Consider the following 22799-nt stretch of genomic DNA (forward strand, 5'->3'; position numbering starts at 1 on the left):
TTTTTATTCTAATAAAATGTCACATCCGCGGATGTCCTGCGTCTTGTCATAATAAAGCAAATATGCGCCCGCACTGATAGCCGAACATACATTGGTCAAGTCAATCGTAATATTCGGATTGTCAGCGATGTCCAGCATGTAAATCTTTGTGGTAGGTGCTTCCTCCACCAGGCGAATGTCATTCGAACCAATCTGAAACCAATAAAGGTTCGGACACGAACCGGCTGCATTGATACCTTCCGGCCATTCTTTCAAGCACCGCTCTCCCTGTGCATCACGCTGGTGACGGATTGCAAACGCCATCAGGCGGTCGATGTTCAGCGGATTGGTGGGGAACTTCGAGAAGCAGTTATAGCTCAAGTCAATTCCCTGAAGATAAGGAATCAGAGGATTAAAGTTCTCTCCCGAGATTTCAGTCAGTTTATTGAAACGCAGGTCGAATGTTTCAAGCGGGCACCATTCCTTGCCAGCCTCACTTCTGCGGAGATCGTCACCGTCAATCTTGGTGAGCAGGTTTCCGCTCATGTTCAGCACGGTTATCGGAGAATTTGACTTGAAAAGTTCTTCCGGGAAATTCTCAATCCGGTTGTTGGCCAACGAAAGTTCATTGGCATTGATTCCCTTGAAATCCGCTTCATCCACATCTCTGATACCATCCTTGTCAGAATCATTTGCATTCTCTCCGATCCGGTTGTTCGAGAAGTCGATCGACCCCATGATGTAAAGCGAGGACGCATCAAAGATATTCGGAATATACGTAATCTTATTGTTCGAGAAGTTGAACGTTTCCACATCGTTGGTGAAACCGCAGAACTCTGCCGGCACTTCTTCTATCTGGTTGTTCTGCAGATAAAGCGTAGCCAGCTTGATGTCCGTACCAAAAGAATGAACTGTCTTTATCTTATTGTCAGTAAGGTCAAGCAGTCCCAACTTCTTCATTTTACACAACGGCGCATCCGAGCCTGCATTGTCCAATCCATCAGGAAACTCCTCCAGATTGTTGTAGCCCATATAAAGAATCTGGATCTTGGGTCCTGTATCTGGATCGTTGGCCAGTGCTGTCCAATCCTCTTTCAACTGATCCCCCTTGATACCTGTATTACAAGCAATGTTAAGCAACTGTATTTCGGGAAGGTCATAAAGGAAAGCAGGAAGCTTCTCCAGATTCTTGCAATTATAGACCTCAATATCAGTCAAATCAGTCATATTACTCCACGACAACTTCCCTTCGGCCTCTTCCTGTGAATACGCTTTTGCATATTCAGAATCTGCACCGTTTTCTTCCCATGAAGTAAAAAAGTTATCTACCGCATCATTGCACACAATCGGAGCATTTGCAATATAAAGCTGCTGGAGTTTTGTCAAACGCATCACCGCTCTAGAAACCCCTGTCAAATTACTTGTCATGACACCGATCTGCGTATCTTTCAGTGTAGGACGCGCTTTCTTCTGTATCTGCTTTTTAGCTGGGTCATTATTTATCAACTCTTGAAGCATTTCGGAGAGATCAGCACGCAGGTCATGTTTCAGGAACATATTTTCATAATGACGGCGCATCTGCTGTTTGCGGTCCTCGCTCATACCCGGAGCAATTCCCTGCTTGCCGAAAAGTCCTCCTCCCACCTTTTCGTCATGAGATCCTAAGGACAGAATCTGAAGTTCTGTAAGCTGACCAATAGCCGCCGGAACAAAACCACTTATTCCGAAATTAGACAGGGCCAATCCAGTGACACGTCCATGATCATCCAATGTCACTCCAGGCTGGTCACCCCACATATCCAATTCCTTGTTGAAGTTCCAGTTAGTTCCTTCGGGATATTCCTGACCAAAATAGCTCCAGTTCTTTCCACCGAGCTTATCCCAAATCTCTTTCAGAGCCTTATAGTCTTTAATATTTTCCGAAGTTTCAGACAACTGAATAGGTATTACAGCATCTTCCGTCAGCATATTATCAGCCACCACGAAGCTCTCGCCATTGACAACCACCTGAGATTCAAGTTCTGAGCGAGAAGCGCCACTTCTCGAATACGCAGAATAAGAAATTACCTGATAAGTACCGGCGGGAAGCCACACGACGGAATCACAGCTCGCCTTACCTATTTCCTTGTATTTGTCATCCGGGTTATCAACGCCAACAGACTCTTCGTATCCGGTTTCGTAAGTAACTTTCAGCTTTTCAAAAGCCGTAACTTCACGGGTAAACATATTCTTTACCTGTACATCCACTTCAGCGATGGAACTGAACAGGTATCCCTCTTCCGTTGCACGCGATTTAAGAACCTTTTCCAGTTGAAACTTCACCATTCCTTGAGAAGCCGCATTTGCCGAAAGATCCTGTACATGCAAACCACCGCTAACAACAGTAAATTCACTGTTATCACCAGAGCCGCCTGTATAAAGCAGTTCATCTACTCCATCGTACAAGTAGTAGCCCACCACTCTATATACTCCAGCCACCAACTGAAGCTTATCGCTCCGCACACCAAATTCCGCATTGGTGTCATTATAGCTGTTCAAAAGCAAAGTTTGTGATACAGTGGTACCATCATGAAGCAGCACCACTTGTATCTTCTTTGCATCCGCCAGCCTTTCCAGTCTGTCCGTCACTGTCCGTGAGGCAGATTGCGCCTCAGCCGATGTACTCTTGCTGAGTTTGAACTGCACATAGCCGTAACCGCTTTGCATCAGCTCTTCATCGTCGTCCGAACAACTTGTCACCGCCACCATCGCCAGCATACTGACGAGGAGCGATAAAAAGTATTTGGAATATAATTTATATATGTTCATCTCAATTTTGTGTTTTAAGAAACAATATTATTACTCAGCCGGAGTACCTACGATTAAACCGTATTTAACCCCCGAATTGTCCGTTATTACCATGAATACAACATCGTGTTCAACGAAAGCGCCACCAATCCATATATTGATAACAGAACCATCGCCATTTACATCCATTATCTCATCTGTGAGTGATATCGGACTTTCAGTTGCAAAATCATAGCAATCCCATGAAGCAATCGTTTTACCTAAGGTTCTCAACGCAACATCCAAACTGCCAGTTGGTTTTTCTACCTGCCAGATGCTTTCAACACCATAATTCTGCTTAAACCAGTCAAGACTTGGACCTGCATATTCCGTACATGCCACAGAAGAATCCGTAGAAGCATTTCTTATAGAGAATACGCCTTCAGAAGGTTCTTCGCTACCGCCTTCTTCTACATTCGACAAATGTATAATAACCATTGCTTTTCTCGGAGTTCCGGCTTCCATCCATTCTGTTACAACAAAGAAGATATCCTTCTTACCAAGAGTAGAAGCATCAACACTTATATAAGTACCTGCAGGTTCAATACCTCCTGATTCAATAGGCTCTTCCGTAGATAAATCATACGCTTCAATGCTCCCTACTTCAAAAGCAAGCGTAATCAACGTAGTCATTGCAGGTTCGTTGATTTCGGTAACCGACTGTACATTATAAGTAGATTGATAATGATTAAGCTTTTCTCCTGTATATGCTACAAAATTTATCTCCGTAGAACCGTCGCCACTTGTTACATTGTTAACCAACTGTTCGCCGGTAGTTGTTTCCTGTTCTTTCTGGGTAATCTGAATCAACAGATTGCGTTGCTGGTAAGCATATTTAATATCTCCGTTTTCTACAATATTAGCTTCCAGATTATCTTTTATGCTTTCATATTCCGCACGCGAGAAAGCCAAGACATAACCCGTTCTTTCTTCTGCCGGAACTCCTGTATACTGAGGCTCGTTTTCATCAACACGCAAAGAGATATCACCTTTTTCTCCTTCACAATGCAACCACAACATAGACGGATCAATCAGAGAAATATTTTTCGTGCCGGAAAAATCTTCCCATTCTTCCAAATAAACAAACTCATAATCATCGTTCAGCACCTTAACCGTAAAGGGAATTCTGTTAGTATAAGTGCTGCTTCCGGAGGTTCCCTGCCCGCCTTCTTGAGCAAAGTTCTTTCCGTCCATCGAAACCGTCCAACCATATCTGTTGCCAGAAGGAGCTGTTACATCAATATCCATCGGGTCCATACCCGCATAAACCAGCGGAAATGAGAAAGAAGCCTTTCCGTCTTCTGCACTGAACACAATCATCTTGTTATCTGTTGCGGCCACCGGATATTTTTCAACCGTTCCGTCTTGAACCACTCTCAATCCGCCTTCTATTTCCTGATTAGACACTCCAACCAGCGAACCACCTTCTACTTCCACCCAGTTGGGAGTTCCGGTTACGGCAAAGTGAAAGTTCGCTTTCACTTTAAAGGGTTCAAAATCATCATATCCCACGGTAAGAGCTTCCAGTTCGTTGCCTTCCATATCATAGATTTTCAGTTCGCTACCCAAAGCAGAACGGGTCACTTCACCGATAACCGTGCGCTGCATCCCCATTGTAAGCCAAAGTTTTGCCACACTTGCAGCATCTACGGTTGCGCCTTCGTCCGTAGCACGAATGGTCACAGTCTGTGTTCCGGCAGAACCTGTAAGCACAAAACCTTCGTTTTCGCCACTCACCAACTTGCACCAAAGTTCAGACGACTCCAATGTCCAGTTTGTATTTGCCTCAAAAGTAAATTCCTTCGTTTCCCCGATATTACAGCTAAAACTTTGCAATTCCGGAAAAACAGGAGCTGCCGCACTTTCGTCATCGTCCGAGCATGATGCCAATCCACATGCCGCAAGAAATCCTACGAACAGGCACCCCTTATACAATACCTTCTTGCAATGACCTGCAATAGATTTCAATTCGAGATGTTTCATAATCTATTCTTGTTTTATTTTATTGTTTTACTATCAACTTTATTTAAAGCGCAAACCATTATAACCTAATTATCAAATAAAATTTGCGCTCTCCCCTCTTAATATCCGTCCTGCCTCAAATCCTCTGCTTCCCCTTCGCTTATCCATTCCAGAATATTCACATAAGTGCCGACGCTTCCGTAAAGCGATCCGTCGTCGTTATACACGTTAAGCGTGACATACTGGAGAACAAAATCCTCACATGTGCTGAAGTACGATGTATAGGCAGTGGGCTGGCTTATCATCAGATCCCCGTTGCCGTGGATGTTGCCGATAAAGGCATCGGCCGTACTCGCCAGCTTCTGTTCTTCCATCTCTACCAGCGGCTCCATATCATCTTCCGTGTTGAACTTCAGCTTCACATCATATCCGTCATAATAGAGATCATGAAGAATGATGGTGTTTTCTTCTTCCGGATCCACCTCCGTCTTGATAAGACGCATAGCGGCTACACCCGTCCAGTTGCCGCTGGAGAAGAAAGTGGAAGTCACCACGCAATCGCCCGTGAAATTGTTGATGTCAAAGGGACACACCTTCTGAAGCACCACCTTGGCCTCCGTACCGTACAAGTCCCACTTGTCTTCATCCGGAATCACAAGACGCAGGGCGAATCCCAGCGAGTCGGAAACTCCGATATTGTCATAGAAACTCTTCACCTGCACACTGGAAGCAAGTTCGCCGGCCTTTATAGTCACCGTATTCGACAACAGCTCATAATGCTTGCCTTCCACCGCATTGCTCTCCTTGTCAATAATCTCAACAGCAAGCGTACGGTCGTAGTCAACAGCCCGGGTAGCCGATACAGGGACATCGAACACATCATCGTCCGCTTCCCTCACCGGACACTGGTACAGCGTGTCGGAAAACATCAGGTAATCGGGTCCGCTATAAATAACCCTCTTCTCCTCACATCCCGACAAGACCGTCATTGCGGCAAGAGCCGCCATAAATCCTGTAAGTATCTTTTTCATAATTCACCTCCTTATCTGTTACTTTCGTTCGGTTCAATCTGCGAACCCGGAGCTTCAATTTCATGCTGAGGTATCGGCCATACGAACATCGGATCGTCCGCCTCCACTTTCAGGCTGCTTCCGTTCTCGAGCGACTGGTCTTGCGGTTCACGCTCGAATCCCTTGTGCCAGCGCTTCAAGTCCTGCAGGCGGAAACCTTCCATGTAAAGTTCCTTCACACGCTCCTGTTCGACAATTTCCAGCCAATTGTCCGCATTTACAGAAACCGCACCTCCTGTCTGATAGCGCGCTCTGCGCAGCGTAGAAAGGTCGTTGCTTGCTTCCGCGTAGTTGCCCTGTTCCGCATAGGCTTCAGCACGGATCAGATACTGCTCTGCCAGACGGAACACCTTGGGCATGCACAGACCGTAGATATTATATGACTGAAACTCCGTATTTCCCCAATACTTCTGCAGCAAAGGCCAATAAAGTCCGTATGCCGTTGTATAGTAGGCAAAGTATGAAGAAGCGCGCAAATCGTTTGCGTCATACAGACCAAGCACCCATTGCGCCGGCACATAGTCGGGACGTACGCTTGTCTGGTCATAGTTGAAGAAAACCGTTCCCAGCGACCCTCCATACGAATTCAAGGTGAACGACACTTTCCATATCACCTCCGTTCCATGGTCGTTGGTCCACATATAGTCGAAATAGCTCTGCGTAGAAGAAATCGCCTCGGTACAGCTGGAAAGGAAATAGTTCTGCGACCCTCCTCTTCCGTCACCGATGACTCTGGTTGCATAGTCGACCGCTTCATCCCACTTCTTCATGTAAAGAGCTATGCGGGCACGGAGAGCATACACCGTATACTCATTAAAATACACCGTATCAAACAGCGCACCGTCTACAGAAGGATCGAAATCCTCTTCCAACTGAAGCAGTTCTTCCGCACGGTCCAAATCGTTCAAGATGAACTGATAAGAGTCTTTCAGCGTAGCGCGTACCATCGGCTCCTGGCTGTCGTAATGCTCGTTCAGCACCACGCCCAACTGGCCGGCCGCGTCTTCGTCGCTTTCATATGCCTTGCAAAACAGCTTCACCAGCTCCGAATAAGCCAGCGCACGGGCGAAATAAGCCTCTCCGCAATACTGGTCCAGACGGTCCAGATCGTCATCGTCAGTTACTCCGGCCCTTACTTTCTCCACATGGTCAAGCAAGAAGTTGCAGCGTCCGATAACCGCATACAATGCGCCATATACACTTTCAATGTCTGTATTTGTCGACAAAATATCGTTCCAGCGCCAGATTTCCCCATAAACATTTGTGTTTCCGTTGACCCCATACACCAAATCAGTCTGGATGTCAGGAAGCAAAGTCAGGTTACCGGAGTAGAGTGCGCTGCTCGTGAACGAATCATAAATGCCGATAACCAACTGATTCACATCATCTACCGTATTGACCGCCTCATCCGAGGGAATAGCGTTCTCCGGATATTTGTCCAGGCAGGACGAAAACGCCAGAGAAGCTGCGGCCAACACCATATACAGTTTAAATTTTCTGATTATCATTTTCTCTTATACCTTATTATATATTAGAATGAAACTTCTACACCGATCGTGTATTGGCGTGAAGGAGGATACACACCCAGATATCTGTTTCCTGCATATTCCGGGTCGAAACCGGTGAAGCCGGTAAATGTCAACAGATTCTGCCCCTGCAAATACACCCGGGCTGAAGTGAAGAACTTGCTTTTCTGCAACCACAGGCGAGGCAACGAATAGGCAATAGTGACATTCTTCAGACGCAGGAACGATGAATTTTCCAGGAAACGGTCGTCCAGCTGGGCTATTTCGCCGTAACGCGGAATATCTGTCACATCGCCCGGATTCTTCCATCCGTCATACAACAGACGCTTCGACTGGTTGTAGCTGGAGAAACTTCCGTTGTTTTCTTCAAAATAACGGTCATTGTTCAGCACCCAACGGTCGGCCATCCAGGTAAACTGGGCCGAGAAAGAAAGCCCTTTCCACGAGAGCGTCGTTCCGAAGCCTCCTGCCCAGGGAGCGTCAAAACTCTTTCCGGTCATCACACGGTCTTCTTCGCGGTATTCGTTGGTTATTTCCCCGTCCTTCGTATACCACAACTGCTCGCCGTTTGCCGGATTCACACCCGCATAGCGGTTCAGATAAAACTCGTTCACCGGACGTCCCACTTCATAGCGGAGCCCCGTCGTTGAGTTTACATACTCATCCACGCCGCTATAAAGCTCCTTCAGTTCATTCTTGTTATAAGAAAAGTTTGCACTCAGGTTCCATGCAAAGTCACCCACACGAAGCACATCCGCATTCACATTAACCTCAATGCCTCGGTTCACCATCGCACCGATATTTTCCCAATGCGAGCCTTCACCTGTGATGGCATACGATTCAGGAACATACATCAGCATATCCGTCGTTTTCTTATTGTAAAGCTCAACGTCCAGATTTATGCGGTCGATGAATCCCAGATGGAAAGCCAGATTTGTCGACCAGGTCTTTTCCCAGCTCAAATCTTCATTGCTGCTCTGTGCCGGATAGATGCCCGCCTCGTCATTATAGTTCGGTCCGCCGGACACAAGCGCCAGATGATCGAAATCCGGTATCTCCGAGTTACCGGTCGTACCCGAACTCAACGCAACCTGCGCATTGGTCAGCCATTCCACATCTTTCAGGAACTCTTCCCCTTTCGCATTCCACATCAGACCGACTGACCAGAAACCTCCCCAGCGGTTGTTCTTTCCGAAGCGCGAAGAAGCGTCCGCACGGACAGAGAAATCGGCATAATACAAATCCTTGTAGTTGTATTCGGCACGGCCAAAGAACGAAAGATAAGCATAAGAAGTATAAGAATTTGACCACGAGGAACCACGGGTACCTGACGACAGGTCGGTAAGCAGGTCATTGGTCTGTCCTTCCGTAAACACCTGGAAACCTTCCGACATGTAGTTCACCGCTTCCTGTCCGAGCAGGAAGTTAAACGCATGGTCATCTTTATAAGTCCAGCGGTAGTTGGCCGTCGTCGTTTCTGTCAGATTCATGGTGTCATACGAACTGCGTCCGGCAGCTCCCTGCCCGTTATTCAGCGAATAGCTGGGGAACGACTGAGAAGAGCCCGTTGAATGCGAATAGTCCACGCCAAACTGCGAACGGATAGTCAGATTCTGGATCGGGGTTATTTCAGCATAAACCGTAGACAACAGCTTGTATTTCTTGTTCATCACCGGATTGTTAGCCATCCATTCCAGCGGATTCACTCCCGTACCGGTCCATGTGCCGTCATTGGTAGAAGCCAGCGAACCGTCCTCCTTGAACGGATTCCAGTAAGGAAGCATCAGGCGGCAGGCAAAAATCGGACTGGACAATGCAGGGCTTCCCTCTTCCGTCTGCTCGATCTCCTCGTAAGCAGCCATCGTATTCGTTCCGACTTTCAGCCAGTTGCTTGCTTTCACTTCTGCATTCGCACGGATATTGTAGCGGCGGAACGAAGACCCAGGAGCGATACCGTCCTGATCATAAAAGCCTCCCGACACATAATAGTTCACTCTCTCTGTAGCCCGGTTGATTGAGATTTCATAGCTCTGAAGCGGTGCCCGGTCCTTGAAGATGGCATCCATCCAGTTCACATTGGTGCGTGCAAGCAAATCATAATCCTGTCCCGTATCCATGCCGATCAGCTTTTCAAACTGGATACGTTCGTTGGTATCCATCATATTCCAGTCAATGTTCCCCAACTGAGAAAAACCGTACTGCGCACGAAGCGTCACCTTCGCCTTGTCCATCGACAGGCCGCGTTTGGTCGTAATAACAACCACACCGTTAGAGGCGCGCGCACCATAAATAGAAGTCGACGAGGCATCTTTCAACACAGAAACCGATTCGATGTCGCTCGGACTGATTGTATTGAAATCGCTGCTTTCAATGGGCACGCCGTCCAGGATAAACAACGGAGCCGTACCCGAATTGATAGAGTTTGTACCACGGATCTGGAATACGGCAGCCTTGCTCGGTTCACCGGAACTTGAAATAACCGACAAGCCCGGAGCCTGTCCCTGCAAAGCCTGGTCAAAGCTCGGCGCAGGCACGTTTTCCATCTTATCCGCCTGCACCATGGATACAGAACCGGCAATCGTCCCCTTCTTACGCACACCGTAAGCAACCACCACCACTTCGTCCATCAGTTGCGAATCGTCTTCCAACGCTACGTTCAACACTCCGGTCCGTGAATTGACAGGCAATTCCTGCGACCGCATACCAATATAAGAGAATACCAGAGTAGCTTCCCCTCCCTGGATTTTCAGCTCATAGTTACCGTCCATATCGGTAACCGCACCATTCGCCGTCCCTTTTTGCATGACAGACACTCCAATCAGCGGCTCATTGTCCAGTTTCGAAACCACATTCCCCTTCACCACATACGACTGGGCAAAAGCTGACTGAATGCCTAGCATGACAAAAAAGACCAGCCAAAGACACAATCTTCTCATTTTGTCTGCTAATAAATAAATGTATTAAAGTGAATAAAAAATTGCATAAAACGACTCCTTCCTGTCGCTACAGGCAAGAACAATGGAAAAAATTAAAAGGCATCGCGGGACTTCACGTTACGCAACACCAGATCCAAATTAAAAAATGTTCTGTTTAATATAATAAAGTTATGCATCTGTTATATTATATTTTGCTTTCGCGGCAAAATTACAATATAATTTTCACTTTTCTTTTACGCAAATTTATTTTTAACATTAAAAAAATGCAAAAAGCAACGGATTTTATAACAACTCCAACACAAAAAATTCCACTTTTCAAACAATTTTAAAAACAGACTCAGCCCCAACTGCAAATTTAAAACATGGATGCATATCAAATGCATATAGATGCAATCATGCAAGAAAGAGGGCCAGAACAAAATTTGGCTATCAATTTCCGCACGCCCATCAGCGGACAAGACCAAGTTTCCCGTCCTGCTGCTCAAGCCGCTCTTCGGCCAACAGATAGTTTGCCGCCTGCAAAAGCCGCTCTTCCGGGATTCCGGTGCGGTGAGCTGCCTCCTGAAGCGAAAGCGGAGAATCCGCAAGCGCCTCCGTCAGCTTGCAAACAACCTCATCAAACTCGTCCTTCCCGGGTTCAGCGTTCTTCTGCTGAAGACAGACATCACACTGCCCGCAATTACATTCGCTTTTTTCGCCAAAATAACGCAGCAGCATCCGGCTCCGGCAATGCGCCCCGTCTGAAATATATTCAAGCATCGCCTTTATCCGCCGCTCATAACTTGCCTTCCGGTCTTCGTAAACTTCTTTTCCGATGCAGATACGCGAAGCCTCCTGCCTCTCGCGCGTATATATAATATAAGGTGTCTTTTTCCCGGGGATATAATGAAGAATACGGCGTCTGCTGAGCAGAACCAACGCGTCATAAACCTCCCTGCGCGTCAGTCCCGAACGCGAAGCCAGCATATCTTCGCTGATGTACACATAATCAGCAAACACTCCGGTATACGAACGCAGTATCACCCGAAGCAGCCGCTCAATGTCCGGATTCTGTTCATGAATGGCATAAAGCTCGTCACGCCGCAGCGTGAACATCAGCCGGGAGCCGTTATCCTGCTCGTCAGTATATTCCAGGTATCCGGCACGGGTCAGTATCTTCAGCGCACTGTCCGTCTGCACCGGATAATGCTTGAAATTGCGGCAAAACTCATCGATGTTGAAAGCAAACATGCACCCCAATCCATCGCCCATGGCCATCTGATAATAATAGTTGATATCCTCGTAAATTTTCCGGACAGCTTCCTTTTCCGGAAAAGTGTCACTTACACGCCGCTTCAACGACACTTTGTCACGCTCATTGAAAAGCAGCACCGCATATGCCTTGCGTCCGTCACGCCCCGCACGCCCGGCCTCCTGGAAATAAGCCTCGGGCGAATCCGGCACATCGGCATGAATCACCAGGCGCACATCCGGCTTGTCTATCCCCATGCCGAAAGCGTTGGTAGCCACCATCACCCGGCACTGCCCCGCAAGCCAGGCTTTCTGGCGCTCGTCCTTCACCGCATCCGCCAGCCCCGCATGATAAAAGGTAGCTGTGATTTCATGCCGTTCCAGCAAAGCGGAAATTTCCTTGGTCCGCCTCCTGTTCCGCGTATAGACGATGGCAGACCCTTCCATGCTGTTCAGGATATGCAGCATTTCGCCTTCCTTATCCTCCGCACGGCGCACCACATAAGCCAGATTCTTCCGCTCGAAACTCATCCGCAGCACATTCTCCTCGCGAAACTTCAGACACGCCTGAATGTCCTTCACCACTTCGGGAGTAGCCGTAGCAGTCAGCGCAAGCACCGGAACCCCCGGAAGCAACTCGCGTATTTCCGATATTTTCAGATAAGAAGGCCGGAAGTCATAGCCCCACTGCGAAATGCAATGAGCCTCATCGACCGTAATCATCGACACGTTCATCTTGCGGAGCTTCACCCGGAAAATTTCGGTAGAAAGCCGCTCGGGAGAGATATACAGAAACTTGTAGTCGCCGAAAATGCAGTTTTCAAGAGCCACGACAATCTCTTCGCGTGTCATCCCCGAGTAAACGGCAGCCGCCTTAATCCCCCTTTTTCTCAGATTCTGAACCTGATCCTTCATCAGCGCGATGAGCGGAGTGACCACCAGGCACAAACCCGGACGGGCAAGCGCCGGCACTTGGAACGCCACAGACTTCCCTCCGCCCGTAGGCATAAGCCCCAGCGTATCTCTTCCCTCTCCGACACTCCGCACAATCTCTTCCTGGATGCCCCGGAAGTTGTCGTATCCCCAGTAACGTTTCAATATCTCCCTGTAATCGGCCATATACGCAGATTTCAGTACATTTTATTTGGCTTGATGTCTTCAATCTGGAGCTGCACCTCCCCGCGCTTGTGCGTGTTTTCCTCAATCGTATAACAGATGTTGAACGACTGCTTCGACTTGATGTATCTGACCTGCGAGCTCTGTCCGAAGGCGATCCCGTTCATCACATTGTTCGATTTGTTGTCCACAAGCTCCAGCTTGATATGCTCCTGTCCGCGTCCCACCACCTTGCTCGTACCATAGTCATACACATTGAAAGTGGCGAAAACCGGCTTATGGTTGTCCGGTCCGAACGGATTGAATTTCTTCAGATCGAAAAAGAATTTCGGCGTGATGTCACGGAAATCAATCTGCGCGTCAATGTCGATTGTCGCATTGGTCTGTTCCGGAAGGATATGCCCGGTGACATACTCTTCAAAACGGCGGGAAAATTCCGGAACATTCTCCACTTTCATCGAAAGCCCGGCAGCATAGGTATGCCCTCCGAAGTTCTCGAGCAAGTCGCGGCAATATTCGATAGCCTTGTAGACATCGAATCCCGAAACGGAGCGCGCCGAGCCCGTAGCCATGTCGCCCGTCCGTGTCAGCACGACGGCCGGACGATAATAAATCTCCGTCAGCCTCGACGCCACAATGCCGATAACCCCCTTGTGCCACGCTTCATTGAAAATGACAATCGATCTCCGCTCCGACAAATCCGCCAGACCGTCCACAATCCGGTTCGCCTCTTCCGTCATGCTCTTGTCAAGATCCTTGCGCGCCTCATTGTAGCGGTTAATCTGGTTGCTCTGCCTGAGCGCAGAAGCAAAATCCTTTTCAATCAGCAGGTCGACAGCCTCCTTTCCGTTCTGGATGCGTCCCGACGCGTTGATGCGCGGGCCGATCTTGAACACGATATCGCTCATCGTGATCTCCCGGTCGGCAAGTCCGCACACGTCAATGATGGCCTTCAGGCCGATGCTCGGATTCGAGTTCAGCTGGCGCAGGCCGTGATAGGCCAGCACACGGTTTTCACCCATAATCGGCACGATGTCTGAAGCGATGCTCACGGCAACAAGATCAAGCAGAGGAACCAGCTGATGGAAATCAATGCCGTTGTTCATGGCAAAAGCCTGCATGAACTTGAAGCCCACTCCACACCCCGAAAGGTGCTCGTAGGGATAAGTAGAGTCAAACCGCTTGGGATTCAGGATGGCTGCAGCCGGCGGAAGAACGTCATCCGGCACATGATGGTCGCATATAATGAAATCGATTCCCTTTTCTTTGGCGTATGCGATTTCCCCGACAGCCTTGATTCCGCAGTCAAGCACGATTATCAGTTTCACTCCTGTTTCATAAGCATAGTCTATTCCTTTCTCCGACACCCCATACCCTTCCTCATAGCGGTCGGGAATGTAATAGTCGATATTGGAATAAAACTGCTGGAGAAACTTGTAGACCAGCGATACGGCCGTCGTTCCGTCAACATCATAGTCGCCATAAATCATGACACGCTCTTTCCTTCCCATCGCCCTGTTCAGACGCTCCACCGCCTTCTCCATGTCGTTCATCAGAAACGGATCGTGGAGTTCGCTCAGTTGGGGACGGAAAAAGCGCTTGGCTTCAGCCGCAGTCTTTATGCCCCTTTCCTGCAGCAGACGGCAAAGAATCGGACTGATGCCCAACTCGCGCGAAAGTGCCTTAGCCGCTTCCCTTTGGATCGGTGTAGGAGGTTGATAGTTCCATTTGTACTTCATTTATATATGTTTTTTCTTTCTTTTCCTTTTTCACGAAGCGGCGGATGTCGCCCGGCTTCCGCTTCAATCTGTAAAGTTAGTAAAAAAGAAAGAAACAAGCGGCCAATCCGGCATTAAATTTACAGAAATCGCCAGATACCGCAAGACACCACAAAGGCCGCAGAGATGCACAGAGGATTCAGCTTTATCCTCCGTGACGCTCTGCGGCCCTAGCGGCATATCATGCAACTGGCATATGACTGTCCTGACGCAGAACAATCAAAGCCCTATTTTCTTCGCGATGGCAGCCGGAACGGCATCTTTATGCACCAGAATGTTCATGGTCTTGTATTTTGCGAAAGCTTTCGAAACATACCAGATGCCCTTGTACTTTCCGCTAAAGCCCCATGAATTTTTCATGATATAATATTCTTTTCCGTTCTGGTCCTTGGCGAGTCCGTAGATCAACATACCGTGGTCATCGGTCGTTTCCCAGTTGTCGAACGCTTCCTGGCGCATTTCCTGAGTCACTTCAATTTCCGGAAGCGGCTTGCTTGTAAGCTCTTTGCGCTTGTCGGCCTTGCTCAGTCCCAGCCAGTGCGCCATGTCAGATCCGGTAAGCTCGGCTCCCTTCTCTACGTCCGGACACACGGCAATGCCGTCGCGTGTAAATCCGTCCTCGCTCACATCGGCCCCCCATGCAAAAGTATAGCCTTTTTCTATCGCATTGTCCATCACCTCCATCAGCTCGTCGATCGGCAGGTTATACGAAAGCTCGTTGCGCCAGTTGTCGGGCACTTCAACGCTGAACTGCGTATAGAAAGGATGATGCGTATAAGAAGTGAGCGATACATAGTCGTCCATGTTCAGTCCCAGCGCTTCATCGGCAAATGTTCTCGGAGTATAAGTCTTTCCTTTATAAGTAAAGCTTTCGGGGCATTTTCCCAGGTATGTGTCGTAAATAGCAGCCAGACCTTTCTTCCACACCGGAGTCAGCTTCTTGAACTTGCCCTTTCCGATAGCCTGCACGTAGGCTCCGGCCACGGCATCCAGCTCGTTGTGCACCGGGAGCGAATCGCCGTACATGATGCCCGGCATAGCTTCCTGCGGAACCATTCCATAATTCCTGTAGCAGAAAACGATGTCACTGAAGCTTCCGCCCGGCGAGAACGAAGCGTCACCATGATAACGCACGTAATTTACGGCACGGTCTTCCATGGTTTTGTGAACGACAAACATTTCCGACAGGTCGAATTCCCCTTTTCCCTGACGCAACAGTTCAGCCTCAAGGAAACCCAGTGAAGAAAACGACCAGCAGGTGCTCGACTGGTTCTGGTCTTTGATGGAAGTGATGGGATTCTCCTTGACGGTAGTAAACACGAATCCTTCTTCGGCCTTGTCTTTCTTCGGATTTTTTGCACAAACATTTCCTACGCACAAGCCCAGAGCAAGGAGTGCAATCAATTTGTTCATAGTCTTTAATTGTTATTTTAGTGATTAATATTAGGTCGTACCAAACAGCTCCTGCAAACCTTCCCTGAGGGAAAGGCTTACAGGAAAAAAATTATAAGCCAATATTTTCAGATACCCTCAACCAGCTTCCCTTTCAGGGGAGGAGCCGGAAAACTCCTACCGGTTCATGATATCCTCCACCTCGTCAATCGTGATGGGAATACGCTTCTCGCCGGTAAAGCGCGAGCCGTCCGCAGTTATCAGGATATCATCTTCCAGACGGATGCCTCCGAAATCCTTGAACTTGTCTATCGCGTCAAAATTCAGGAAAGAAGCGTTGGTTCCTTCCGCCCTCCACTTGTCGATAAGAGCAGGGATAAAATAGCAGCCCGGCTCGTCGGTTATGACAAAGCCTTCCTTCAGGCGGCGTCCCATGCGCAACGAGGCAAGCCCGAACTGGGTGGAAGGACGCACCTCATCATCATAGCCCACATGGCACTGGCCCAGATCCTCCATGTCATGCACGTCAAGACCCATCATGTGTCCAAGTCCGTGAGGCAGGAACAGCGCATGCGCTCCGGCAGCTACCGCCTCTTCCACATCCCCCTTCATCAGACCGAGGTCCTTCAGCCCCTGAGCCAGCACCTTGCATACGTCCAGATGCACCGACATATAAGTCACTCCCGGACGGGCCAGTTCCAAAGCCTTGTCATGGCAGGCCAGCACAATGCTGTACACGTCATGCTGGCGGCTCGTGAAGCGGCCTCCTACCGGGACGGTACGCGTATGGTCGGAGCAATAATAGTTCATCAGTTCGGCGCCCGCGTCCGTAAGCATCAGGCGGCCTTTCTGAAGCGTATGGCTATGGTCATGGTTATGCAGCGTCTGCCCGTTCTGGGTCAGGATGGTCGCAAACGAAACCATCCGCCCGTAAGAAGCAGCGATTCCGTCGAGCACGCCGGCGATATACTGTTCCGACACCCCCGGCTTGCAAAGGCGCATGGCAGCCGTATGCATCTCGTATCCCACATTGCACGCCCTGTCGATTTCGGCAATTTCGCAAGGTTCCTTCACCGAGCGGAGGTCGACCACCGCCTTGATCAGTTCCAGCGAGGCATGTTTGGGCGTCATCGAAGCGCGGATGCCCGTCAGGTCTTCAACCAGCAGCATGTTGTCGTAGCGGTAGGGAGGCAGAAAATGAATCTTCCTGCGCTGGGAGATCGCCTTTCCTATCACCTCTTTCAGTTTGGCGAACGGGCAGCTCTTCGCCACTCCGACCTGTGCGGCCAGCTCCTTCACGCTGGGCTGGGGTCCCATCCAGATAATGTCGTCCATATCCACATCGTCACCGAAAAGGCATTCCTCGTGGCTGTCTGCATCGATGACACCCGCAAATCCGGGATGCGAATGGCCGAAGAAATAGACGAACGAACTGTCCTGACGAAATTTATACGTATTGTCCGGATAATTTGCCGGGGCTTCGTTGTTTCCCAAAATAAGTATGATGCCGTGACCGACTTTCTCACGCAAAGCCTTGCGGCGGTTTTGATAAGTAAGTGAATCGAACATATTCTTCATATTTTTCCTGCAAATGTAAGAAATAAAAACTAAAAGCTGCATGAAATTGCATCAGAAAAACATATATTTGCAGAAAACAGCTAACAATCGGGAGGAAACAGCGATGGAGATTGATTTCAAGAAAATGGGCCTCGTCCTCGAAGGAGGGGGCATGAGAGGGGTCTTTACCTGCGGAGTGCTCGACTATCTGATGGACCGCCGCATCGAATTTCCATATGCCGTCGGCGTATCGGCCGGAGCGTGCAACGGGCTTTCGTACATGTCGCACCAGCGGGGACGCGCCAAATACAGCAACATCGACCTGCTTGAAAAATACCATTACATCGGACTGAAATACTTCTGGAACCAGCACAGCATCCTCGACCAGCACCTGCTGTACGAGCTGTTTCCCGACGAAATCCTGCCCTACGACTATCAGGCATACTACAACAACCCCGCACGGTTCGAGATGGTCACCACCAACTGCGTGACCGGAAAGGCCTGCTACCTGGAAGAGAAGGCCGACAAGACAAGGCTGATCGCCATCGTCAAGGCTTCGAGCAGCCTGCCCTACGTATGCCCCATTACGTATGTAGACGCACGCCCGATGCTTGACGGAGGCATTGTCGACTCCATTCCGGTGCTCCGGGCCATGAGCCAGGGCTACGAAACGAACATCGTTGTGCTCACCCGCCACAAAGGATACCGGAAAACGGAAAAAGACATCCGGATACCCGGCTTCATCTACCGCCGCTATCCGAAGCTGAGAATGGCCCTCAGCCGCCGGTGCGAAGCCTACAACGAGCAGCTGGAACTGACGGACCGCCTGGAACAGGAAGGAAAAGTGCTGGCCATACGTCCCGAAAAGCCGGTCACCGTGAACCGCATCGAAAAAGACATACGCAAGCTCACCGACCTCTACAACGAGGGATACGCTTGTGCCGAGAAGGTTTTAAGTCCCTATCTGGCGGGCATCTGAACATCTGCATAAAGACACGGAAAAGCGGCATATGCTTTCAGAAAAGGCAGAAATCCGCCTTTTCCGCAACACACGGCCGGACGATTCTTCCCGTTCCGGCAGGCAATCCTTAACGAATGCAAAGGCACACCCCCTTCAGAAGCCCTGAAAAAGGGAAAAGATGACGGATAAAAACTGAAAAATGTCCCGTCATATCCGCAACCGTGTCCCAACATCCCAAAGAAAATGTCCCGATACCTTGCGCTAAAGTCCCCGCATCCGCCGGAAGGATACTGCAAAAGGGACATCCGCGATGCCGAACGATGCCGTTTTCGTACAGAACGTCCTCATTCCGGACACTTTTCACAGGCGCAAAAGGAAAGCATAACACAAGAAAAACAAACGAAAAGACACATAAACATCCAGACGGAAGCACGCAAAGGACAGAAACGAAGAATATCAAGGGCAGGAAGGCATTCGCCCGGGCACATTTCCCTGCGTTTTTTCCGCCCCGCCTTTCCCGTTGCCCTGAAAACAGCATTCTCGCCAGGCCCAGCCAACATTTTGTCAGAACGCCAACCCCGCGTTTTGGACAGACAGGCCGCAAGAACCTGACATGACATTACTTATTGGAAAAATTTAAGCAAGCTCTAAACAGACTTTTAATAAACTTACGGGATAAAACCATACAAATATGACATCTATCAGACTAAAATTCAGGCCGTCGACCAATCCGGCCAAAGAAGGCACACTGGTGTTTCAGTTAATTCACAAACGTACAGTACGCAGAATCAGAAGCAAGTACAGAATACGCAACGACGAATGGGATAAAAAGCTCGAAGAGATAGCCATCCCCTCACCCGCCTCCGAACGCTACAGCAGACTGAAAATCATCCGTTCGAACATAATGTACGAGCTGAAAAGACTGAAGGCGATAGCAGAAAAGCTGGACTGCTCCGGAAAGGACTACAGCCTGGACGAAATCATACAGAAGTACATCTCGGGCACGGATACAGGCTGCAGCGTCTTCGACTTCATACGCGCGCAAGTCGCCCACAAGAAGCAGCTGGGCAAGATACGCTCCAGCGAAACGTACCAGACAACGCTCAACAGCTTCATGCGTTTCCGGGAAGGCATAGACCTGACATTCGACATGATCGACTCTGAACTGATGGAGCACTATGAGGCGGAGCTGCGCAGGCACGGACTGCTGCGCAACACCAGCTCGTTTTACATGCGCGTCCTGCGCACCAACTACAGACTGGCTGTCGAAAAAGGGCTTACACCGGACAGGCATCCCTTCAAGCACGTTTATTGCGGCATGGACAAAACCATCAAACGAAGCATTTCGTTTGCAGAGATCAAAAAGATAAAGGAACTGGACCTGTCGAGGAAACGTGTCATGGACTTCGCAAGAGATATGTTCATCTTCAGCTTCTGCACGCGGGGAATGTCATTCATCGACATGGCATACCTTAAAAAGAACGACCTGAAGCACGGATGCCTGACCTATCGCCGCAAAAAGACAGGGCAGCTGCTGGTCATCGAATGGACCAAACAGATGCAGGACATCCTCGACAAGTACAAGCCGAACAGCACGCAGTACCTCCTCCCCATCATAACCCGGGAAGACGGAAACGAACGCAGACAATACCAGAACCAGATGAGAAAAATCAACCGGAGGCTGAAAGACATCGCAACATCCATCAAGCTGCCCGTCCCCCTGTCTTTATACTACAGCCGCCACAGCTGGGCCACCATCGCCCGCTGCAAGGACATTCCCATATCCATCATCAGCGAAGGGCTCGGACACGATTCGGAAATCACCACACAAATTTACCTGGACTCCATCAAGTCCTATGAAGTAGACAAAGCCAACCGGAAAATATTGAAAGACCTATGACAAACCCATTACATTACATATAAAAAGTCCATCTCCTAAAATGAGATGGATATCGCTACAAATCCTTTGTAAAACAAACAGTTATTTCACAATAAAAAACACAATTTGCCAATAAATTGTTACATGATGTAACGAACATCTAAAAAATATACAGCAAAAAGACTGAAGATTAATTTATTTTATTACCTTTGCCTCAGAAAATCCATCTCATTTTAGAAGATGAATAAAAGGTTGTCTGATTAATTAGTACGCAAAATCCTACTATTTATGAAAGACAAAAAAAGACAAAAGAGTGAAAATTTGGCGTGGGGAATTGAGAGAAGTTTTAGGATTTTTCTTGTAACTGCTTGTTATTCTGACTTTTACAATAACTTGCAGGATTAGAGATAGTATCATTTTTTGAACTATGGAAAAGTTTACTTCTTTGCAAGAGGTTCGGTGGTTTGTGATGCGTGATCTGAAAAGAAGCAACGCCAAACTGCCTGCATACAAAATGCTCGAAGATATGAACCTTGAGATTTTCACTCCCAAAGTATGGAAACTGATCACATGCAAAGGCAAACGGACGCCTGTGAAAGTGCCGTTTATGCAAGACTTGCTGTTCGTGCATGACTCCCGCAAAATACTGGATCCCATTGTAGAAAGAATAGGTACATTGCAGTACAGGTTCCTGAGAGACGGACACGGAACTCCCATGACGGTAAGAGATGCCGACATGGAACGTTTCATCCATGCCGTGGAATCTTGCGAGAATCCGCGCTACTATATGCCGGGCGAAATCACTCCCGACATGATAGGCAAACAGGTGCGGATAATCGGAGGCGCGCTGAACGGCTATGAAGGACGCCTGCAGAAACTGCAAGGATCGCATATCAAACGGCTGTTCATCGAACTTTCCAGCCTCCTGACAGCTTCCATCGAAGTACAGCCCGAATTTATCCAACTGGTGAAATAAATATGGTCATCGCAGTAGACTTTGACGGAACGATTGTGGAACACAAGTATCCGCAGATCGGAAAAGAGATACCGTTTGCCATCGCCACGCTCAAAAAGCTTCAGGCCGAACGCCACCTGCTGATCTTATGGACAGTGCGCGAAAACGACCTGCTGGAGGAAGCGGTGGAATACTGCAGAAAACGCGGACTGGAGTTTTATGCGGTCAACGCCAATCATCCCGACGAACAGGTCAGGTCCGACCAGACTTCTCCATGCCGGAAAGTGCGGGCAGACATGTACATCGACGACTGCAACGTGGGCAAACTCCCCGACTGGGGCGCAATCTATGAAATGGTGCATAACCGATGGAGCTTTGAGCAGTATATGGATATGGTGCATGGCAATGCTGAGAAGAAGCGCAACACTTTCTGGAAACGCCTATTCAATCAATAAACAGGTATTCTCCACCATTACTGATTGAGAAAAGAAATGTCTACAAAAACAGTAATATGATTTGTATTACCCAATTATAAAAGTAAAAGAAATTGATAACGGTACTATCATTTCATTCATATAGTTGCTGATAATTGTAAATGCATATTTCCAAAAACTGAAATTTAAAAAGCAAATGATGACTCAAAAGTCTTCCACTATAGAATTCTATCGCTATGCCTTTATGGTAGTTTTATTAGCTTGGCATGGAGGCACTAATTTTTTCCAGAACGGCTATCTGGTTGTTGAGTTCTTCTTCATTCTTTCCGGCTATTTACTAATGGAAAGTTTTTTGAGAAAACCTAAAACAGCCGTTCAGTATACCGTCGATAAGTTGAAAAGAATGTATCTAGAATATTTTGTAGCTTTATGTTTCAGCTTTCTTTATTTTGGCTTGTTGCGTAATTTGTTTTACCATACTCTTTCCATGGAGTTAATATTCAAGTTCATTTACGAAATGTTTCTTTTGCAGGATATAGGATTATTCAACAACGGCGGATTCAATCCACCTACATGGTATTTTTCTGTATTGATATGGGGAGGTGCTTTACTTTATTATTTGTTAAACAAATGGACAGAACTTAGCACACATTTGTTTATTCCAATCATAAGTTTGATCTCGTTGGCATTTTTATGTAATCAAGGGAATTCTTTGGAAGTATATAATAATTATGGAGGAATCCATCTTTCTCTGATGCGCGGAATAGCAGAAATGGGAGTTGGTATTTTACTTTGTGTCTTTGCACATAGCCAGTATAACAAGATACGTAATTCAAAATGGATAGATTACTTTGCTATCGTTGCATTTATAATAACATTCTATCTCTTTGATGCCGAAGAGAATTATGATAAATATGTATTCCTCACATTTCCCATAATTATTTTTGCTGGAATGCAGAAAAAAGGATTCCTTAATACCATTTTTCGACGCAAAATATGGCTTAAATTAGGAGGGATAACATACGATATGTATCTAATTCATGCTGTACTTGGAGGGATTGCTAGAAAAGGTATGGAAAGCTTAGGAGTTAACTGGAATTTATTTATTTTCGGGGGATATGTTGTCATTGTTACTTTTGCAGCCTTTGCTTTCAAGAAAGGCTGTAAAATGCTTCAGTTAAGTTCTCACAAATAAAAA

At 47.9% G+C, this 22799-nt stretch carries 14 protein-coding genes; 5 read left to right on the plus strand and 9 right to left on the minus strand.

The window, feature by feature from the left end; genetic code table 11:
- Positions 1-3: 3 nt before the first annotated feature.
- The 9 genes from NW212_RS01960 to NW212_RS02000 all read right to left on the minus strand — a co-directional run bounded on the left by NW212_RS01960 (position 4) and on the right by NW212_RS02000 (position 17384).
- Positions 4-2787 carry a DUF4458 domain-containing protein gene (locus NW212_RS01960; RefSeq protein WP_258336974.1) on the minus strand — a complete coding sequence of 928 codons (2784 nt, stop codon included), beginning with the start codon at positions 2785-2787 and terminating at the stop codon, positions 4-6.
- A 30-nt stretch (positions 2788-2817) separates the two neighbouring features.
- Positions 2818-4788 (minus strand): DUF5003 domain-containing protein, encoded by a 1971-nt coding sequence (locus tag NW212_RS01965; RefSeq protein WP_258336975.1) that lies wholly within the window; start codon positions 4786-4788, stop codon positions 2818-2820.
- A gap of 98 nt (positions 4789-4886) precedes the next feature.
- The gene (locus NW212_RS01970) at positions 4887-5798 is read right to left on the minus strand and encodes a DUF4984 domain-containing protein (RefSeq protein ID WP_258336976.1); all 912 of its coding nucleotides are present in this window, start codon (positions 5796-5798) and stop codon (positions 4887-4889) included.
- Positions 5799-5809: 11 nt separating this feature from the next.
- Positions 5810-7342 carry a RagB/SusD family nutrient uptake outer membrane protein gene (locus NW212_RS01975; RefSeq protein ID WP_204396813.1) on the minus strand — a complete coding sequence of 511 codons (1533 nt, stop codon included), beginning with the start codon at positions 7340-7342 and terminating at the stop codon, positions 5810-5812.
- A gap of 26 nt (positions 7343-7368) precedes the next feature.
- Positions 7369-10299: a TonB-dependent receptor gene (locus NW212_RS01980; protein ID WP_258336977.1), complete on the minus strand. Its 2931-nt coding sequence runs from the start codon at positions 10297-10299 to the stop codon at positions 7369-7371.
- Between the two features lie 447 nt (positions 10300-10746).
- On the minus strand, positions 10747-12648 hold the full coding sequence (locus tag NW212_RS01985) for an ATP-dependent DNA helicase RecQ (RefSeq protein ID WP_258336978.1): 1902 nt from the start codon (positions 12646-12648) through the stop codon (positions 10747-10749).
- An 11-nt stretch (positions 12649-12659) separates the two neighbouring features.
- On the minus strand, positions 12660-14384 hold the full coding sequence (gene recJ, locus NW212_RS01990) for a single-stranded-DNA-specific exonuclease RecJ (RefSeq protein ID WP_258336979.1): 1725 nt from the start codon (positions 14382-14384) through the stop codon (positions 12660-12662).
- A gap of 258 nt (positions 14385-14642) precedes the next feature.
- Positions 14643-15836: an aminopeptidase C gene (locus NW212_RS01995; RefSeq protein WP_258336980.1), complete on the minus strand. Its 1194-nt coding sequence runs from the start codon at positions 15834-15836 to the stop codon at positions 14643-14645.
- 156 nt (positions 15837-15992) lie between these two features.
- Complete coding sequence (locus NW212_RS02000) at positions 15993-17384, minus strand: aminopeptidase P family protein (protein ID WP_258336981.1); 1392 nt, start codon at positions 17382-17384, stop codon at positions 15993-15995.
- 112 nt (positions 17385-17496) lie between these two features.
- Between NW212_RS02000 and NW212_RS02005 the strand changes: the two genes are divergently transcribed.
- From NW212_RS02005 to NW212_RS02025, 5 genes are all read left to right on the plus strand, one after another.
- The gene (locus NW212_RS02005; RefSeq protein WP_258337092.1) at positions 17497-18351 is read left to right on the plus strand and encodes a patatin family protein; all 855 of its coding nucleotides are present in this window, start codon (positions 17497-17499) and stop codon (positions 18349-18351) included.
- A gap of 673 nt (positions 18352-19024) precedes the next feature.
- Positions 19025-20233 carry a site-specific integrase gene (locus tag NW212_RS02010; RefSeq protein ID WP_258336982.1) on the plus strand — a complete coding sequence of 403 codons (1209 nt, stop codon included), beginning with the start codon at positions 19025-19027 and terminating at the stop codon, positions 20231-20233.
- A gap of 406 nt (positions 20234-20639) precedes the next feature.
- Entirely contained in the window at positions 20640-21188 is a 549-nt protein-coding gene (locus NW212_RS02015; RefSeq protein ID WP_258336983.1) for a UpxY family transcription antiterminator, read from the plus strand.
- A gap of 2 nt (positions 21189-21190) precedes the next feature.
- The gene (locus NW212_RS02020; RefSeq protein ID WP_258336984.1) at positions 21191-21622 is read left to right on the plus strand and encodes a BT0820 family HAD-type phosphatase; all 432 of its coding nucleotides are present in this window, start codon (positions 21191-21193) and stop codon (positions 21620-21622) included.
- A gap of 175 nt (positions 21623-21797) precedes the next feature.
- The gene (locus NW212_RS02025) at positions 21798-22796 is read left to right on the plus strand and encodes an acyltransferase (RefSeq protein ID WP_258336985.1); all 999 of its coding nucleotides are present in this window, start codon (positions 21798-21800) and stop codon (positions 22794-22796) included.
- The last annotated feature ends 3 nt before the right edge of the window (positions 22797-22799 follow it).

Origin of the sequence: Bacteroides sp. ET225 (genome assembly GCF_024733745.1) — a bacterium.
In the GTDB taxonomy this organism is placed as follows: Bacteria; Bacteroidota; Bacteroidia; order Bacteroidales; family Bacteroidaceae; genus Phocaeicola; species Phocaeicola excrementipullorum.

Excerpts from the sequence above, each read along its gene's own strand:
- NW212_RS01960 (WP_258336974.1), bottom strand. The coding sequence starts at position 2,787 with ATGAACATATATAAATTATATTCCAAATACTTTTTATCGCTCCTCGTC.
- NW212_RS01965 (WP_258336975.1), bottom strand. The coding sequence starts at position 4,788 with ATGAAACATCTCGAATTGAAATCTATTGCAGGTCATTGCAAGAAGGTA.
- NW212_RS01970 (WP_258336976.1), bottom strand. The coding sequence starts at position 5,798 with ATGAAAAAGATACTTACAGGATTTATGGCGGCTCTTGCCGCAATGACG.
- NW212_RS01980 (WP_258336977.1), bottom strand. The coding sequence starts at position 10,299 with ATGAGAAGATTGTGTCTTTGGCTGGTCTTTTTTGTCATGCTAGGCATT.
- NW212_RS01985 (WP_258336978.1), bottom strand. The coding sequence starts at position 12,648 with ATGGCCGATTACAGGGAGATATTGAAACGTTACTGGGGATACGACAAC.
- recJ (WP_258336979.1), bottom strand. The coding sequence starts at position 14,384 with ATGAAGTACAAATGGAACTATCAACCTCCTACACCGATCCAAAGGGAA.
- NW212_RS01995 (WP_258336980.1), bottom strand. The coding sequence starts at position 15,836 with ATGAACAAATTGATTGCACTCCTTGCTCTGGGCTTGTGCGTAGGAAAT.
- NW212_RS02000 (WP_258336981.1), bottom strand. The coding sequence starts at position 17,384 with ATGTTCGATTCACTTACTTATCAAAACCGCCGCAAGGCTTTGCGTGAG.
- NW212_RS02005 (WP_258337092.1), top strand. The coding sequence starts at position 17,497 with ATGGAGATTGATTTCAAGAAAATGGGCCTCGTCCTCGAAGGAGGGGGC.
- NW212_RS02010 (WP_258336982.1), top strand. The coding sequence starts at position 19,025 with ATGACATCTATCAGACTAAAATTCAGGCCGTCGACCAATCCGGCCAAA.
- NW212_RS02015 (WP_258336983.1), top strand. The coding sequence starts at position 20,640 with ATGGAAAAGTTTACTTCTTTGCAAGAGGTTCGGTGGTTTGTGATGCGT.
- NW212_RS02020 (WP_258336984.1), top strand. The coding sequence starts at position 21,191 with ATGGTCATCGCAGTAGACTTTGACGGAACGATTGTGGAACACAAGTAT.
- NW212_RS02025 (WP_258336985.1), top strand. The coding sequence starts at position 21,798 with ATGATGACTCAAAAGTCTTCCACTATAGAATTCTATCGCTATGCCTTT.